This is a genomic window from Pigmentiphaga sp. MLSB6-MA01 (assembly GCF_058793475.1).
In genome coordinates this window covers 35,739-51,682 of sequence record NZ_JBXAFV010000014.1, presented here as the reverse complement: position 1 = coordinate 51,682, position 15,944 = coordinate 35,739, and the positions used below count along the sequence as shown (strand labels likewise).

Below are 15,944 nucleotides of genomic sequence, written 5' to 3'. Positions count from 1 at the left end.
CGCGCCGGGGAAGGGCTCAGTGGCCCCCGCCATCCTCCAGCCCCATGGCCTCGCGATAGGCGCGCGCCACCGGCTCGGGCTGCCCGGCCTGGAAGACGTAGTCGTGCAGGTGGCGGCCGAACACCGGATGGGCCTTCAATTCCGCCAGCGGCATCCCGCCGGTCAGGATCTCGCGAAAGGCCAGCGGCAACTCCACGCACTGGTTCCTGTCCGGATCGCGCATCACTCCCTTGGGATCGGCGCCCGCCGCCACGGCGTCGAGCTCCTCGAAGAATTTCTTGCGGATCATCGTGATGCCCCGATCGCTCGCGCTCAGGTTCTCCAGGCTGCGGTCCGCGATCCGCCCCTGCCCCACCCATGCCACGAAATCCTGGTTCATCACGTGCGAGGAAATCCAGTCGCCGCGCTCGTCGCGGATGGGGCCGTGCCAGGTGGGAATGGAAGGCTGCACATAGGGTTCGCTTTCACGGGGAACGCGGGTGTAGGACCAGCACACGCTCAACGTGTTCTCGTCGTCGATGGGCACGCGCCACTCGAAATGATCGCCAAGGAAGACGGCGTTGGGCCACAGGCAGACGCGCCCCACCGCCCACATCGGATCCTCCTTCCTGCCGTTGCCCCGGACCCGCCGGTACAGGAACCCATGCTCGAACTCCTCGAAGCCGACTTCCTTGTGCGCCGGAGAATAGGGTTGCAGCACGCCCTGCTGGCGCAGGCTCCAATTGTTGTGCATCCATTCGAAATGCACCGGATCGATGGAGTTCTCCTGGCACTGGAACCAGTTGCAGGGAATTTCCGAAATGACGATCTGGCGAAAACCGTTAGGCCACGAGAAGGCTTCCCAGTCCGGCAACTGCGGCGCCGGGGCCGGTCCCATGTAGGCCCACAGCAGGCCCGCCTTTTCCTGGACGGGATAGGCCGTGATCCGGATGCGGTCCTTCATCCTGGCGTCGGGATGCGCGACGTCCTCGTAGGGCTGCTCCAGACAGGCGCCATCCGCGCCGAAGCGCCAGCCGTGATAGTTGCAGCGCAGGCCCTCGGACTCCGGGAAACCGTAGGCAAGGTCGGCCCGGCGATGGGGACAGTGGCGATCGACGAGCCCCCAGCTTCCTTCCAGGTCGCGGTACAGCACCAGGTCTTCGCCGAACAGGCGCATGGGTTTGGTCGCGCGGCCGTCGAATTCCGTGACGCCGGCGATCGGCATCCAATAGAGCCGCAGCAGTTCCCCCATCGGCGTGCCCCGCCCCACGCGGGTCAGCAACTCGTTCTTCTCTTGGTTCAGCATGGTCGGCCAGTGTCGAAAGATCAAAAGGAGGAGCGATCGCCCCCAGGCTTATCTATATTATATATCATACTTAAAGCGATCAAGAGATGGCACCCTATAATGCGGTCTCCCGCCATCGCGCTTTGCGTTCAAAGGATCAGGATTGGCCAGCAAGCCCCTTTCTTCGCCCCCTTCGTGGGCAGCCGTCCCCAACGCCACGCTGTCGGGCGGCATCGTGGCGCAGATACGGACGGCGGTCCTGAACCGGGAAATCGTCGCCGGACAATTCCTGGGCAGCGAAGCCGCGCTGTCCGAACAGTTCGGCGTCAGCCGCATGGCGGCGCGCGATGCCTTGCGCACGCTGGAAGGACTGGGCATCGTCGAGATCCGCATGGGCGCCCGCGGCGGCGTCTGGGTCGCCCAGGGCAACCCGGACCGGCTGGCCGACGCGCTGGCCATCCACCTGAAACTCATCGGCATCACCTCGGGCGAGGTGTTCGACGCCCAGATGGCGATCGAGGAAATGGCCGCGAGACTGGCCGCCGAACGGCGCGACGACACCGACCTGGAACACCTGCGCGCCGTGCTTGCCGAGCTGTCTGTGCTGAAGAATGAACTCGACCGCTTCGCCGATGCGTCCATGCGCTTCCACGAAGCCATCGTGCGCGCGTCCCACAGCCGTATCCTGCTTGCCCAGTTCCATGCCCTGAGCTTCGTGCTCGAACCGGTCCTGCGGCCGAATCTCACCTCGGCATCGGCGGTCCGCATCGTGCGGCACCACAAGATGCTGCTGGAGGCCATCGAGGCCGGCAACGGCGTGGAGGCGGCACGGCTCATGCAGGAACGCCTGGCCTACCAGCGCGCCAGGACCCTGTCCCAGGAAGCGGACCCCGCCTCCCGCGCGGGCTGACGCTCCCCCCCTTCTCGCCTGGATCCGCCCGCCGCCTCCGTTGAAGGCGGCGGGCGCCGCCGCGTGCGTGGCGCGCTTTCTCTTTTCAAGATTTATATATATTATATATTATAGATAGAGCCCGGCGCACAGAAAGCCGGTCCACCCCAGCATGGAGACAACCATGATTCACGCGTTCCCGTTCTCGGCCGGACTGCCCCTCGCGGCCGGACTGCTCGTCTGTTGCACCGGCGTCCAGGCGCAGTCCGACCCGGCCGCCCCATCGTCCTACCCCCGCCGCGCGGTCAAGATCGTCGTCCCCTATAGTCCGGGCACGAGCGCGGACATCATCGCCCGGCGCGCGGCCGAGCAACTGTCGCAACGGCTGGGGCAGAACACCTATGTCGAGAACCGGCCGGGCGCCAGCGGGATCATCGGCACGTCCTATGCGGCAAACGCCGCGCCGGACGGCCACACGCTGACGGTCGGCCCCACCACGCTCGTCATTACCCCCGCGTTCCGCCAGACGCCCTACGATCCGGTCAAGAGCTTCGCTCCCGTGGGCCAGATCGCCGAAAGCGCCCAGGTCGTCATTACCGGCGCCAACACCCCCGCCAGCAACTTCAAGGAATTGGTGGCCCTCCTGAAGGCCCGCCCCGACGATGCGTCCTATGCGTCGCCGGGCATCGCTTCCACCGCGCACCTGTATACGACCGTGCTGCAGAACATGGTGGGGGTGAAGATGCGCCATATCCCGGCCAGCGGCCTGAACACCGCGATCATGGACGTGGTCCAGGGCAGCGTGACCATGATGATCGCCCCCATCGAGGCGGCGCGCCCGCTGGTGGCCTCGGGCAAACTCAAGGCCGTCGCGCAGACCGGCGGCACGCGCTCGCCCCTGATGGCCGACGTACCCACACTGGAGGAGCTGGGCTACTCCGGCTACCGGCTGGCGGTGTGGGTCGGGCTGTACGCGCCGGCGGGCACGCCGGAACCGGTCATCGCGCGGCTCAACCGTGAGCTGAAGGCCATTTTCGACGCCCCGGCGATGCGCACGGCGCTGGCCGACACGGGCTTCAACGTGGTCCTGGGTTCCCCCGAGGACCTGGGGCGCCTGACCCGCTCCGAATTCGACCGCTGGAAGCAGGTCATCAAGGCCGAAGGCATCAGCCCGGAGTAATCCGCCCGGCGCCGTGACCCGTCATCCACGGCGGGTCACGCGCCCGGCCATGCGATGCCAGGGTCGCGATCGACCACCTGCGCCTTCAAGCTGTAGCCGCCCCGCGGTTCATCACTCCCCTCGACCCGCTCGTGCACGATGCCGCCCCGCGTGACGGCATCGGCTTCGTCTCGTCTCACCTCGCGGAAACGCCAACACGCCGCGATCGCCCGCCCCGCTCCATCTTGACACGTCCGCCTAACACGCATACTGTATGTTAAATAGCAGACTTAATTCATCAACACCGAACGACATGCGGGCAGACCCGGATGGCGGTCGCCGGGCGCAGAAGGAGACGACACATGCTTAGCGAAGCGAAGAACCGACAATTGACCCAGGTGGGGCCCGGCACCCCCATGGGGGACTTGCTCAGGCGCCATTGGCACCCCATCGCGGCAGTCGACGAGTTCGACAAGCGGAACACCAAGCCCATCCGGCTGCTGGGGGAAGACCTCGTCCTGTACAAGGATCTCGGCGGCGACTTCGGCCTGATCGACCGGCGCTGCGCCCATCGCCGCGCGGACCTGTCCTATGGCTTCGTCGAACAATCGGGGCTGCGATGCAACTATCACGGCTGGCTGTTCGACCGGAACGGCCGCTGCGCCGAGCAGCCCTACGAGGACATCGCGGCTCCGAATGCGCGCATGAAGGAGCGCCTGCGCATCACCGCCTATCCCGTCGAGCGGAAGGCCGGCATGCTCTGGGCCTATCTCGGCCCGCAGCCCGCGCCGCTGGTTCCCAATTGGGAGCCCTTCACCTGGAAACATGGCTTCGCGCAGATCGTCATTTCCGAGATTCCCTGCAACTGGCTGCAATGCCAGGAAAACTCGATCGATCCCGTGCACTTCGAATGGATGCACTCGAACTGGAGCATCCGCCTGAAAGGCGAAACCGGCCCCTACGCGCCCACGCACATCAAGGTGGACTTCGAGGAATTCGACTACGGCATCATCTACAAGCGGTTGCGCGAGGACACCAGCGAACGCCATCCGCTGTGGACCGTCGGCCGCGTCTGCCTGTGGCCGCAGGCTTTCTGCCTGGGCGACCACATCGAATGGCGGATCCCGATCGACGACGAGAACACGCTCAGCATCGCCTGGGCGTTCTCGCGGGTTCCCAAAGAACAGGAGCCCTATGAACAAGAAACCATTCCCTCCTGGAACGGCCCGGTGGTCGACCCCGACACCGGCCGCTGGATCTCCAGCCACGTCATGAACCAGGACTTCGTGGCCTGGGTCGGACAAGGCACGGTCGCCGACCGCACCAGGGAAAACCTGGCCTCCAGCGATCGCGGCATCGCCATGCTGCGCAAGCGTTTCAGCGAGGACATGGATGCCATGGCCGACGGGCGGGATCCCAGCGGGTTGATCCGCGACCCCGCCGCCAATGAATGCGTCGAGCTTCCCATCGCGGAACGCCACCTGTTCACCGATGGCCTGACCCGGGAACAGTTGCGGGCGCACCCCATACTCGGCAGACACCTGGCCGACTATCCATTCCAGGCGGGCCAACCGGACGAAGTCAAAGCCGCCTACCGCGAAGCGATGGGCCTTCGCGACGAGGACGTCCAGGCACGCTAGCCCGCGGCGGGAACCCCGGATCATGAGAGCAGATATAATTGCTCATACAGTCTGCGACTCATGAACGGTGGAATAAGAAAATGGCACGTACGAGAGCGGATCTACCTGTGTGGCGCGCCGGACGCTCCGAATCCACGGCCATGCGCGTTGAAAAACAGATCAAGGAAGCCGTGCTCGACGGCAAGCTTCAACCCGGCGACTTCCTGGGTTCCGAGAACGATCTGGCCGAGCAGTTCCAGGTCAGCCGCCTGCCCATCCGCGAGGCCATGGGACGGCTGCAAGCGCTTGGCGTGGTGGACGTGCGCACGGGCGCCGGGGGTGGCACCCGCATCGCGAACGGCAACGACGCCCCCGTGGTCGAAGCGCTGGCCATCCAGCTCAAGCTGATCGGCGTAGGGTCCGACGAAGTCTTCGACGCTCAGCTCATCATCGAAGCCAGCGCCGCCGAACTGGCGGCCAGGCAGGCGAACGCCGATGACATCGCCAAGATGGAAGCGTGCCTGGCGAGGGTCGAAGAGCTGGTGTCCTCGCCGGACGACTTCACGCCGGAGAAACTGACCACCGCCTCCCTGGCATTCCACCAGTCCATCGTCGACGCCTCGCACAACCAGTTCCTGTCGTCGATCATGAAGGCGATCTCGTACGTGCTGTACCGCTCGGTCAATCCGTACACGACGCCGGCGGTGGGCAAGCGGCTGGTGCAGCGGCACCGCAAGATGCTGGCGGCCATCGTCGCGCGCGACGGCGAACTGGCCCGGCAACTGCTGACCGACCACGTGGCCAAGGTCCGCGCCAGGCACGGCGCCGCGGACAAGCACCCGGCCGGCAACTGAACGCGGTCCGGGCGGCCCTGGCAAGGGCCGCCCACCGGGACCTAGTCGACCTGGATGTTGCGCGCCTTGATCAGACGCGCCCAGCGGGCCTGTTCGTCACGCATCAACTGGGTCATCTGCGCCGGCTGGTTCAACGCGGGAACCGAGCCGATCTCCTTCAGGTTCTCGATCATGGCCGGATCCGCCAGTACCCGGGCGATACCCGCGTGGATGGCCTGCACCTTGTCGGCGGCCATGCCGGCCGGCGCCAGCACGCCGAACCAGCTCACGCCGTCCACACCCGGATAGCCCTGCTCGGCGATGGTGGGGATCTCGGGCGCCGAAGGACTGCGCTCGGTGCCCACCAGCCCCAGGGCCTTCACCTTCCCGCCCTTGAGCAGCGGCAGCGCCGCCGGCAGGTCGACGAACACGCCCGCGATCTGGCCGCCCATGACATCGGTCAGCGCCGGCGCCACGCCCTTGTAGGGCACGTGGACGAAGTTGCCTCGCGTGGCGTCCTTCATCAGCTCCATATACAGGTGCGTGATGTTGCCGGTCCCCGCCGAGCCGATGGCAACGGGATTCGTGGACTGGCGCGCGTAGGCGACGAATTCCTTCATGTCGTTGGCCGGCAGTTGCTTGCCCACGAGCAAGGCGGTGCCGTTGGCCACCACCCGGCCGATCGGGCTCAGGTCCTTCAGCGGGTCGTAGTTCAGGTCCTTGTACAGCACGGGGCTGATGGTCAACATGCCCGAGGTCGCGAACAGCAGCGTCCCGCCGTCGGGCGCGGCCTTGGCCACCGCCTGCACGCCTATCGTGCCGTTGGCGCCGGGACGGTTGTCGATGATCACGGTCGCATCCAACTGCGGCCCCAGGCGCTCGGACAGCTTGCGCGCGATCAGGTCAGCCGGGCCGCCGGGCGAGAACGGCACGACCATGCGGATCTGGCGCGGCAGCGGCTGGGCGGCGGCGTTCCCGGCCAGCGTCGCGGCCAACAGGAACAACGCGGAGTGCAGGAAGGGGCGGCGGGGCAGCATGGGGGATTCCATGGACGTTCCTTGATAAAAGATAGGGGGACAGGCGCGCTCAGGACGCACGGCGGACGACGCCCACGCCCGGGCCTTCCGGGACATGGAGATGGCCGTCCACGACCTTCAGGCCCTCGAACGGATCGTTCAAGAGCTTCTGGAATTCGGCCAGTTCGCAGGCATAGGTGATGTTGGGCAGCGCCACCGCCAGGTGCAGGGCATGGGCGGCCAGCAGTTGGCTGCCGACGTTGGCGCCCATCCGGCATCCCAGGTGCGCCACCTCGCAAATGCGCGCGGCCGTCTGCACGGCGCGCAGCCCGCCCATCTTGGGCACCTTCAGGCTGACCGCGTTGATCGACCGGCTCGCGGCCAGGCGATAGGTCGACGAGGCATCGTAGGCGCTCTCGTCGGCCTCGATGGCGATGCTGGAAGCGCGCGTGACTTCCTGCAATCCGTCCAGGTCGTCGGCCCGCACCGGCTGCTCGATGATGTCCACATCGAACTCGACGGCCCGCTGCGCGAACACGATGGCGTCCTTGGCACGATAGGACTGGTTGGGATCGGCCACCAGCCGCACGTCGTCGCCCACCTGGCGCCGCACCGCGCGCAGCCGCTCGATATCCTCGCGCACCGAGCCGCCCACCTTCAGTTTCAGGTGGCGATAGCCCTGGTCCACCAGGCGCTGCGCGCGCTCGGCCATCTCGGGCGGCGTCTTCAGCCCCAGCATGCGGCAGATCGCGATGCGGTCGGTGGTCTTGCCGCCCAGCAGTTCGTACAGCGGCACGCCGAGGAGGCGCGCCTTCAGGTCATGCAGGGCGCAGTCGATGGCGGCCTTGGCGGGGTTGTTGCCCACCAGCGCCGCCTGCACGCGCGCGAGGTTCGCCTCGATCGCCATCGCGTCCTGGCCGACCAGCCCCGGGCAGATGCGCTGCAAGGCGCCTTCCACCCCCAGCGCGGTGGCGGCCAGGTGCGGAAAGGCCGCAGCATAGCCCCAGCCTTGCGTGCCGTCCTCGGCCGTCAGGGTCAGGACGACGGCGTCGTTGGTCGGATAGGCCTGGCCCGCGAATTTCCAGTTGGGGTCTTCGTCGGGCAGGCTCAGGTGTTCGAGGGCGAAAGCGGTGATCTTCAAGTCCTTCTCCAGCATGGCAGGGATGCGGCCACTCTATCAGCGGCCCGGCCGTGCGATCATTCGCATTCGGGCGGCCGGGCAAACCAAATGGTTATGGGCCGCCTCCCTCTCCTTCCTGCATCGAGGTTCATATGGAAGCCGAGCGATCGATCGAGCGCGTGCTGACCACCCAGGTCAAGCTGCGCCACCTCCTGATGTTCAAGACCGTGGCCGAATGCGGCGCGCTGTCGCGTGCGGCGGAAACGCTGCATATGTCCCAACCCGCGGTGTCCAAGACCATCCACGAGCTCGAGACGCTGCTGGGCGAACGGCTGCTGGAGCGCACGGCCAAGGGCGTCATCCCCACGGTGTTCGGCAGCCACGTGCTGCGCTATGCCCATTCACTGCACGCGGAACTCAAGCGCGCGGCCGAGGAGCTGACCGCCCTGCGCCAGGGAGCCGCCGGCAAACTGGCGATAGGCAGCTACATGGTGGCGCTGCCCACCTTGCTGCCGCGCGCGCTGTCGCTGTTCTTCGCCGGCGGCGACGCCACGCGCGTGTCGGTGGTGGACGGCAGCAAGGAAAGGCTGCTGAGCGGACTGCAATCGGGAGAGATCGACATCGTCGTGGGCCGGATGTCCGAGCAGGACGGCCACGGGCAGATCCGGCAGATCCCCCTGTACTTCGAACCCATCGTGCTGGTGGCGGGGAGCCAGAACCCGCTGGCGGCCAAGGCCTCGCCCACGCCCGCGGACCTGGCCGCGCAGGAATGGGTCATGCCGCACGCCAGCAGCGTGGCGCGCACGCCCATCCACATGTTCTTCGCGCGCGAGGGGCTGGACCTGCCCGCCCGCATCGTCGAGACTCTGTCGTTCCCGCTGATACGCGCGCTGCTGCTGCAGCGGAACATCGTGGCCGCGCTGCCCTGGCAGATCGTCCAGGCCGACATCGAGCAAGGCATCCTGGCCAAATTGCCCGTGGACATCGGCTATCCCGCCCTGCCCGTGGGCATCATCACCCACGCCCACGACAGCCTGTCGGCCGCCGCGCTGCGCATGGTGGACAACCTCAAGCAGGCCGCGGGCGAGCTGTACCACCGCCCCCCCGCGGCCTGACGCCGGTCAGTTGCCCTCGGCGGTGGCGGGCGCGGCCGCCGGATTCCATTGCCCGCGCCGCATGCGCGAGATCTTCACGCTCTTGAACAGCCCGGCCTTGCGGAACGGTTCGTCGCGCGAGAACGCCTCGGCCTCGGCCAGGCTGCCCACGTTCAGGATCAGCACGCTGCCCGTGCGCCCGACACCGTCCTCGGCCAACATGGCCCCGCCCAGCACCAGCCGGGACTCGAACCGGGCCAGGTAGTCCAGATGCGCGGGCTTGACCTGCTTGCGGATCTCCGCCGCGCCGTCGTCCCGGTCTTCCTGGTAGATGATGTACAGCATGCGTGCTCCTTGTCGAAACACCCATGATACGGAGCCCCCGGCGGCGGTCTCATTCCAGTTTCGCCCGCGTCTCCAACCGGATGGTTATGGCCCCGGCGCGAAAAATCAGCCCGCCCCGCGGTTACGCGCGGGAAAATGGCCTTCTTTGCCATCACAGGGAACCCTGCCCATGTCCACCTCCATCGACGCCCGCCTGGCCGCCCTGGGCATCGTCCTGCCGCCGGCACCGGCGGCCCGCGCCGCTCGCATCCGCATGGCCCGCAAGCTCGGCAACCTGCTGTTCGTTTCCGGCCAGTTGCCCACCGTGAACGGCGAACTGCGTCACGTCGGCCGCGTAGGCGACACCCTGGACCTGGCCCAGGCCCAGGAGGCCGCGCGCGCCAGCGCGCTGAACGTGCTGGCCCAGGCCCACGCCGCCCTGCCCAACGGCCTGGACGACATCGTGTCGGTGGTCAACCTGCGCGGCTTCGTCGCCGCCACGCCGGATTTCGTGCGCATCGCCGAAGTGGTCAACGGCGCCTCGGACCTGATGGTGGAGGTGTTCGGGGAAGCCGGCGCGCATACACGCACGGCCGTGGGCGTGAACAGCATGCCGCACGGCGTGGTGGTCGAGATCGAGGCGATGTTCGAAGTGGTGGTATAGCCCCCCCGGCGCGCTGACACGCGCCCTCAGGGGCGATGCGGATGGATAGTCTTTACGCCGCGGCGCCAGGCCCAGGAAACCGCGGATCTGGCTTTGCCAATCCGCTGGTTTCTCCCCCCAGAGGAGCGCGCGACGGCGCGCAGGGGGGATTCTCTACATCAGTTTGCCGTGGCACTGCTTGTACTTCTTGCCGCTGCCGCACGGGCAGGGATCGTTGCGCCCGACCTTGGGCAGCACGTTGCGCACCGGCTCCTTCCCTGAGCCCGACGCGGCATTGGCGGCGGCCAGGGCCTCGTCGTAGTCGGAGTGGTGATATTGCACGTTCTGCACGTGCGGCTGGGCGGCTTCCTGCTCGACCTGCTCCACCTGCTCGGCCGACTGCACGCGCACGGTCATCAGCACCTTGACGACGTCGTTGCGGATGCGGTCCAGCATGTTGGAGAACAGCTCGAAGGCTTCGCGCTTGTATTCCTGCTTGGGGTTCTTCTGGGCGTAGCCGCGCAGGTGGATGCCCTGGCGCAGGTGGTCCAGCATGGCCAGGTGCTCGCGCCAGTGCGTGTCGATGGACTGCAGCAGGATGGAGCGCTCGAACTGGCCCCACATCTCGGTGCCCACCAGCGTCACCTTGGCGTCGTAGGCGTCGTTCGAAGCCTTGATCACACGCTCCAGCAGATCGTCGTCGGTCAGGTTGGGCTCGGCTTCCACCATGCTGGCCAGCGGCAGCTCGACCTGCCATTCGAGTTCCAGCGTCTTTTGCAGGCCCGGCACGTCCCATTGTTCCTCGACCGAATCTTCGGGCACATAGCCGCGGAAGGTCTCGGTGAAGGTGGCTTCGCGCAGGTTGGCGACCACGTCGGCGATGGAGGGCGCCTCCAGGACTTCGTTGCGCTGGGTGTAGATGACCTTGCGCTGGTCGTTGGCGACGTCGTCGTATTCCAGCAATTGCTTGCGGATGTCGAAGTTGCGGGCCTCGACCTTGCGCTGGGCCGACTCGATGGAGCGGGTGACCATGCCAGCCTCGATGGGCTCGCCCTCGGGCAGCTTGAGGCGCTCCATGATGGCGCGCACGCGGTCGCCGGCGAAGATGCGCATCAGCGAATCTTCCAGCGACAGGTAGAAGCGCGACGAGCCCGGGTCGCCCTGGCGGCCGGCGCGGCCACGCAGCTGGTTGTCGATACGGCGCGATTCATGGCGCTCGGTGCCGATGATGCGCAGGCCGCCGGCGGCCTTGACCTGCTCGTTCAGCGGCTTCCACTCGTCGCGCACACGGGCGATGCGTTTTTCCTTCTCCGCCTCGGACAGCGCGTCGTCGGCACGGATCAGGTCGACCTGTTTGTCGACGCTGCCGCCCAGCACGATGTCGGTGCCGCGGCCCGCCATGTTGGTGGCGATGGTGATGTGGCCGGGCTTGCCGGCCTCGGCCACGATCTCGGCTTCGCGCGCATGCTGCTTGGCGTTGAGCACCTCGTGCTTGAGGCCTGCCTTCACCAGCATGGCCGACAGCAGTTCGGAGTTCTCGATGCTGGTGGTACCCACCAGCACCGGCTGGCCGCGCTTCTGGCAGTCCCGGATGTCTTCCAGGATGGCGTTGTACTTTTCCGGGTCGGTCTTGAAGACCTGGTCGTTCTGGTCGACGCGGATCATGGGCCGGTTGGTCGGCATGATCACGGTCTCGAGGCGGTAGATTTCCTGGAACTCGTAGGCTTCGGTGTCGGCCGTGCCGGTCATCCCGGCCAGCTTCTCGTACATCCGGAAGTAGTTCTGGAAGGTGATCGAGGCCAGCGTCTGGTTCTCGTTCTGGATCTTCACGCCTTCCTTGGCCTCGACCGCCTGGTGCAGGCCGTCGGACCAGCGGCGGCCCACCATCAGGCGGCCGGTGAATTCGTCGACGATGACCACTTCGTTGTCCTGCACGACGTAGTGCTGGTCGCGGAAGAACAGGTTGTGGGCGCGCAGCGCGGCCATCAGGTGGTGCATCAGGCTGATGTGGCGCGGCTCGTACAGCGACTCGCCCTCGGGCAGCAGGCCCTGGCGCTCCAGGATCTGCTCGGCCTTCTCGTGGCCGGCCTCGGACAGGTAGACCTGGTGGCTTTTCTCGTCCACCCAGAAGTCGCCCTCGGGCTCGGGCTCATTGGACTTGGGCTCGGACGCCATCCGGGTCAACAGCGGCGGCACCGCGTTCATCCGGATATACATCTCGGTATGGTCTTCGGCCTGGCCCGAAATGATCAGCGGCGTGCGCGCCTCGTCGATCAGGATGGAATCGACCTCGTCGACCACCGCGTAGAACAGCGCGCGCTGGCGCCGGTCCTCCGTGCGGTATTCCATGTTGTCGCGCAGGTAGTCGAAGCCGAATTCGTTGTTGGTGCCGTAGGTGATGTCGGCCCGGTAGGCCTCGATTTTTTCCTCGTTGGGCTGCTGCGAGATCACCACGCCCACCGACAGGCCCAGGAATTTGTACAGGCGGCCCATCCAGGCCGCGTCGCGCTGCGCCAGGTAGTCGTTGACCGTCACCACGTGCACGCCCTTGCCGGCAATGGCGTTCAGGTAGGTCGGCAGCGTGGCCACGAGCGTCTTGCCCTCCCCCGTGCGCATTTCGGCGATGCGGCCGCTGTGCAGCACGATGCCGCCCAGCAGCTGGACGTCGAAGTGGCGCATGCCCAGTGCCCGCTTGCCGCCTTCGCGCACGACGGCGAAAGCCTCGGGCAGCAGGTCGTCCAGCGTTTCGCCGTTCTGGTAGCGTTGCTTGAACTCTTGCGTGCGGGCCGCGAGTTGCTCGTCGCTGAGTGCGGCGGTCTGGGACTCCAGCGCGTTGATCCGAGCGACCAACTTGCCGTACTGCTTCAGCAACCGGTCGTTGCGGCTGCCGAAAATTTTCTTGAGCAGAGAGGAAACCATGCGCGATATTTACAAGCAACCGGGGCCGGGCCGTGGCCTGGCATCCCAGCCGGGATAGGGGATAAGCCGACCAGTTTAGCACCGTGGGACGACGTTGAATCGCGCATCCCGTCCGCATGGACATCGCGGCCCGGCTGCCGCCCCGGCGACCGGGCCGGCCCCGGGGCACCGTCCGCCTCCGCCGGGAGCGGTTCCGGTCAATCCCGGGTGAGCCTGGCCTCCTTGACGATGCGGGCCATCAACTGCCTGTCCTGGACGAACAGTTTGCCAAATTCATCGACATTCATGGCATCCGGGGCGACCCCCTGGGTGGCCAGGCGCTCCTTGATGGCCGGCATCTCCAGCACCTTCGCCACCGCGGCGTTGATGCGCTGGACCACCGCGGCAGGCGTGGCGGCGGGCGCCAACAGGCCGAACCAGGACTCGAACACGTAGGAAGGCAGCCCCGCCTGGGCGATGGGCGGCACATTGGGCAGCAGCGGCGACGCCTGGCGCGAAGTCACGCCGATGATGCGCAGCCGGGGATCCTGCAGGTACGCGCCGACGCCGGCATTGGGCACGATCACGGCCTGCGCCCGCCCTCCGGCCACGTCGTTGGCCGCTTCCTGGGTGGATTTATAGGGGATGTGCAGCATATCCAGCCCGGCCGTGCTCAGGAAATAGGCCATGGCCAGGTGGGTGGAACTGCCGATGCCGGCCGAACCGTAGTTCAATTCGCCCGGGCGCTTCCTGGCGTAGGCGATGAGTTCGGCCACGTTCTTGGCCGGCAACGCGCTGCTGATCATCAGCACGTAGCTCTGGGTACCGATGTTGGCCACCGGCGTGAAATCCTTGACCGGATCGTAGTGCGGCTTGGCGCCCAGCTCGGCCGTGACGAAATGGCTGGACGCGGCCATCAGCAGCGTGCGTCCGTCCGGATCGGCGCGCCCGACATTGGATGTCCCGATGGCCCCGCCCGCGCCGGGCCGGCTTTCGATGATGATGGTCTGGCCCAGTTGCTGGCCCAGTTCCTGGTAGAAAGTGCGCGCCAGCAGTTCCCGGGCCCCGCCCGCCGCGAACGGCACGACGATGCGCGTGACCTGCCCGCCCACCTGGGCCTGCGCGGTGTGCAGGGGAACGGCCGCCACGCAGGCAGCCAGGATTGCGAACCATTTCATATTGTCTCCTGGGAATGAAGGCGGCGGCCTCCGCCGCCGCGCGATCGTCTTGTCGTGCCGGCCCCGTGGCCGGCTCCGGTCACAGCACGCGGGTCACGTCATCGAACAGTTCATCGACGGCATAGCGGCGGGGAATCAGCCGCTGGTCATAGGCATAGTGGATGATCAGCTCCAGCGCGTGGCGATTGGGTTCCACGCCAAACGGCGTGAGATCCGGCGCGCCGGCGTCCCGCCGGGCCGCGGCCTTGCTCTCTTGCAGCAGCCGGTAGACCTCGCGGACCACCTCCGGACGCGTCTCGCACAGCGCCCGGTCCACCGCCACCATGTGGTTGATCGGCACCATGGCGTGCCTTCCCCCCCACGCCGCCGCCGCCGCATGGGGGTCGGGCAGCACGGGCGCCAGGCGCGGATCGTCGGGCAGGTCCGTGCCGATGATGGCGGCGTCCAGTTCCCCCGCCAGCAGCATCTCCACCATGTTCCGGCCTTCCGCCCTCGTCACCCCGGGCGGATCCGGGAACTCGGCCAGGTGCCCGTCCTCGAACGTCACCCAGCGGATCCCGTCCAGGTCCACCCCGTAGTCGTCGGCCAGGATGCCCCGCACCCAAGCGACCGTGGTCTGGGCATAGGCCCGGATGCCGATGCGCTTGCCCGCCAATTCCGCCACCCGCAGGCGGCCGCGCTCGACGTTGTGGACCAGGCAGTGGTGCTGGTAGCGGCCCGCGCCCACCACGGCCGGCATCAGCACCAGGGGCTTGCCATAGGCCTTGGCCTGCAGGAAGGTCACCAGCGCCAGTTCCGCCACGTCGAAGGCGCCCTCGCGCACGACGCGCTTGAACCCCCGGTTGGCGACCTTGACCGGATCGAACGCGAAACCGACAAGATCCGATGCGATCTCACCCCGCTTCAGGGCAAGCGTGTTGGGATAGTCTCCCAGCAAGGTGCGCAGTGTGGTCGATGCCATCACGCGCTCCGGGCGGCAGCGGGGCCCAGCGCGGGATACAGCGCCCGGGCCGTGCGATGGAAGAGCCACTCCCGCTCTTCGCCGGACAGCGGGGCCGCGGCCTCCAGGGCCTCGCCCAGCAGACTGGCCAGGCTGCCCGCCGACGCCGGGAAGTTCGATCCCCAGGCGATGCGGCGGACGCCGAACACGTCGATGGCGCGCCGCAGGAAGCTGGCCTGGGTGGCCGCTCCCTCGCGGGCTTCCCGGACGTTGTGGGTCGTGAACTTGAAGAACAGATTGGGATGGTCCGCCAGCGCGAACAGGCTGGCCGCCGCCGCATAAGGCGGGCCGTCGTCCAGCCGGGGCCGCGCGAAGTGGTCCAGCAGCACCCGCACGCGCGGGAAGCGCCGCAGGATGTTGTCGAGCTGCGGCAGGCCATCGGCCCGCAGTTGCACGCATACCGGAATGTCCAGCTCCTGCGCCCGCTCCCAGGCGGGAAACCCTTGGGGGTCGTCCAGCCTCGCGGCATGGTCGGCGGCGGTATGGCCGGCGATGAACACCCGCATGCCATGCAGCCCGCGGCCGTGCCAGTACGCGATGCGCTCGGCCGCGTCGGACTCGGCCAGGCCGATCGAATAGACGCCGATGAAACGGTCCGGCCGCGCGGCAACGGAATCCGCGACGTAGTTGCTGTCATGGCCGTAGCACGTGGAAGCCTGAACCAGCGCGACCTGTGCGATGCCGGCTTCGTCCATGGCGGACAGCATGGCTTCGCGCGTGACCGGCCGCTCGCGCGACCAATCCGACTGCCGGCCGGACAGCGGCGCCAGCGGATAGGCCTGCTGGTCCGCGGCGATGACGTGGGTATGAAGATCGATGATCGATGTCGGCTTGGGGTGAGACACGTGGACTCCTGATCGAAGGCGCCCATCATGCCCGCATCAACATAAGCAAACCACTTAAAAAT

Annotated in this window: 15 protein-coding genes; 6 read left to right on the top strand and 9 right to left on the bottom strand. The window is 67.1% G+C overall.

The annotated features are described in order from the left end of the window. Positions 1 to 16 precede the first annotated feature (16 nt). Entirely contained in the window at positions 17 to 1,285 is a 1,269-nt protein-coding gene (locus AC1Q6E_RS21335) for a Rieske 2Fe-2S domain-containing protein (protein ID WP_492573482.1), read from the bottom strand. A 142-nt stretch (positions 1,286 to 1,427) separates the two neighbouring features. Here AC1Q6E_RS21335 and AC1Q6E_RS21330 point away from each other — a divergent pair, with 142 nt between their 5' ends. Together AC1Q6E_RS21330 and AC1Q6E_RS21325 are read left to right on the top strand one after the other, a co-directional pair. After that, entirely contained in the window at positions 1,428 to 2,174 is a 747-nt protein-coding gene (locus AC1Q6E_RS21330; protein ID WP_492573481.1) for a FadR/GntR family transcriptional regulator, read from the top strand. Between the two features lie 163 nt (positions 2,175 to 2,337). After that, positions 2,338 to 3,333: a Bug family tripartite tricarboxylate transporter substrate binding protein gene (locus AC1Q6E_RS21325; protein WP_296556907.1), complete on the top strand. Its 996-nt coding sequence runs from the start codon at positions 2,338 to 2,340 to the stop codon at positions 3,331 to 3,333. Between the two features lie 35 nt (positions 3,334 to 3,368). Here the strand turns inward: AC1Q6E_RS21325 and AC1Q6E_RS21320 are convergent, their stop codons facing one another. Next, on the bottom strand, positions 3,369 to 3,512 hold the full coding sequence (locus AC1Q6E_RS21320) for a hypothetical protein (protein ID WP_492573480.1): 144 nt from the start codon (positions 3,510 to 3,512) through the stop codon (positions 3,369 to 3,371). A 162-nt stretch (positions 3,513 to 3,674) separates the two neighbouring features. Here AC1Q6E_RS21320 and AC1Q6E_RS21315 point away from each other — a divergent pair, with 162 nt between their 5' ends. Together AC1Q6E_RS21315 and AC1Q6E_RS21310 are read left to right on the top strand one after the other, a co-directional pair. Beyond that, positions 3,675 to 4,952 (top strand): aromatic ring-hydroxylating oxygenase subunit alpha, encoded by a 1,278-nt coding sequence (locus AC1Q6E_RS21315; protein ID WP_296556905.1) that lies wholly within the window; start codon positions 3,675 to 3,677, stop codon positions 4,950 to 4,952. A gap of 80 nt (positions 4,953 to 5,032) precedes the next feature. Next, on the top strand, positions 5,033 to 5,785 hold the full coding sequence (locus AC1Q6E_RS21310; RefSeq protein ID WP_492573479.1) for a FadR/GntR family transcriptional regulator: 753 nt from the start codon (positions 5,033 to 5,035) through the stop codon (positions 5,783 to 5,785). A 41-nt stretch (positions 5,786 to 5,826) separates the two neighbouring features. On the opposite strand, the gene AC1Q6E_RS21305 is transcribed toward AC1Q6E_RS21310, so the two are convergent. Further along, positions 5,827 to 6,813 carry a Bug family tripartite tricarboxylate transporter substrate binding protein gene (locus AC1Q6E_RS21305; RefSeq protein WP_296556903.1) on the bottom strand — a complete coding sequence of 329 codons (987 nt, stop codon included), beginning with the start codon at positions 6,811 to 6,813 and terminating at the stop codon, positions 5,827 to 5,829. Between the two features lie 37 nt (positions 6,814 to 6,850). Next, positions 6,851 to 7,921, bottom strand: coding sequence for a mandelate racemase/muconate lactonizing enzyme family protein (locus AC1Q6E_RS21300; protein WP_296556902.1), 1,071 nt, complete (start codon positions 7,919 to 7,921; stop codon positions 6,851 to 6,853). Positions 7,922 to 8,052: 131 nt separating this feature from the next. Here AC1Q6E_RS21300 and AC1Q6E_RS21295 point away from each other — a divergent pair, with 131 nt between their 5' ends. Next, a complete protein-coding gene (locus AC1Q6E_RS21295; protein ID WP_152798480.1) occupies positions 8,053 to 9,015 on the top strand; it encodes a LysR substrate-binding domain-containing protein in 963 nt (320 codons plus the stop codon). A gap of 6 nt (positions 9,016 to 9,021) precedes the next feature. On the opposite strand, the gene AC1Q6E_RS21290 is transcribed toward AC1Q6E_RS21295, so the two are convergent. Beyond that, positions 9,022 to 9,339: a YciI family protein gene (locus AC1Q6E_RS21290; RefSeq protein ID WP_124691217.1), complete on the bottom strand. Its 318-nt coding sequence runs from the start codon at positions 9,337 to 9,339 to the stop codon at positions 9,022 to 9,024. A gap of 169 nt (positions 9,340 to 9,508) precedes the next feature. Here AC1Q6E_RS21290 and AC1Q6E_RS21285 point away from each other — a divergent pair, with 169 nt between their 5' ends. Continuing rightward, positions 9,509 to 9,982: a RidA family protein gene (locus tag AC1Q6E_RS21285; protein WP_152798479.1), complete on the top strand. Its 474-nt coding sequence runs from the start codon at positions 9,509 to 9,511 to the stop codon at positions 9,980 to 9,982. Between the two features lie 153 nt (positions 9,983 to 10,135). Here the strand turns inward: AC1Q6E_RS21285 and secA are convergent, their stop codons facing one another. From secA to AC1Q6E_RS21265, 4 genes are all read right to left on the bottom strand, one after another. Continuing rightward, complete coding sequence (gene secA, locus AC1Q6E_RS21280) at positions 10,136 to 12,880, bottom strand: preprotein translocase subunit SecA (protein WP_152798478.1); 2,745 nt, start codon at positions 12,878 to 12,880, stop codon at positions 10,136 to 10,138. 197 nt (positions 12,881 to 13,077) lie between these two features. Next, positions 13,078 to 14,037, bottom strand: a complete 960-nt coding sequence (locus AC1Q6E_RS21275) for a tripartite tricarboxylate transporter substrate-binding protein (RefSeq protein WP_152798477.1) — start codon at positions 14,035 to 14,037, stop codon at positions 13,078 to 13,080. Positions 14,038 to 14,116: 79 nt separating this feature from the next. After that, complete coding sequence (locus tag AC1Q6E_RS21270; protein WP_152798476.1) at positions 14,117 to 14,998, bottom strand: phosphate ABC transporter substrate-binding protein; 882 nt, start codon at positions 14,996 to 14,998, stop codon at positions 14,117 to 14,119. Further along, complete coding sequence (locus AC1Q6E_RS21265) at positions 14,998 to 15,882, bottom strand: amidohydrolase family protein (RefSeq protein ID WP_492573476.1); 885 nt, start codon at positions 15,880 to 15,882, stop codon at positions 14,998 to 15,000. The genes AC1Q6E_RS21270 and AC1Q6E_RS21265 overlap by 1 nt, the downstream gene beginning before the upstream one ends. Between the last annotated feature and the right edge of the window lie 62 nt (positions 15,883 to 15,944).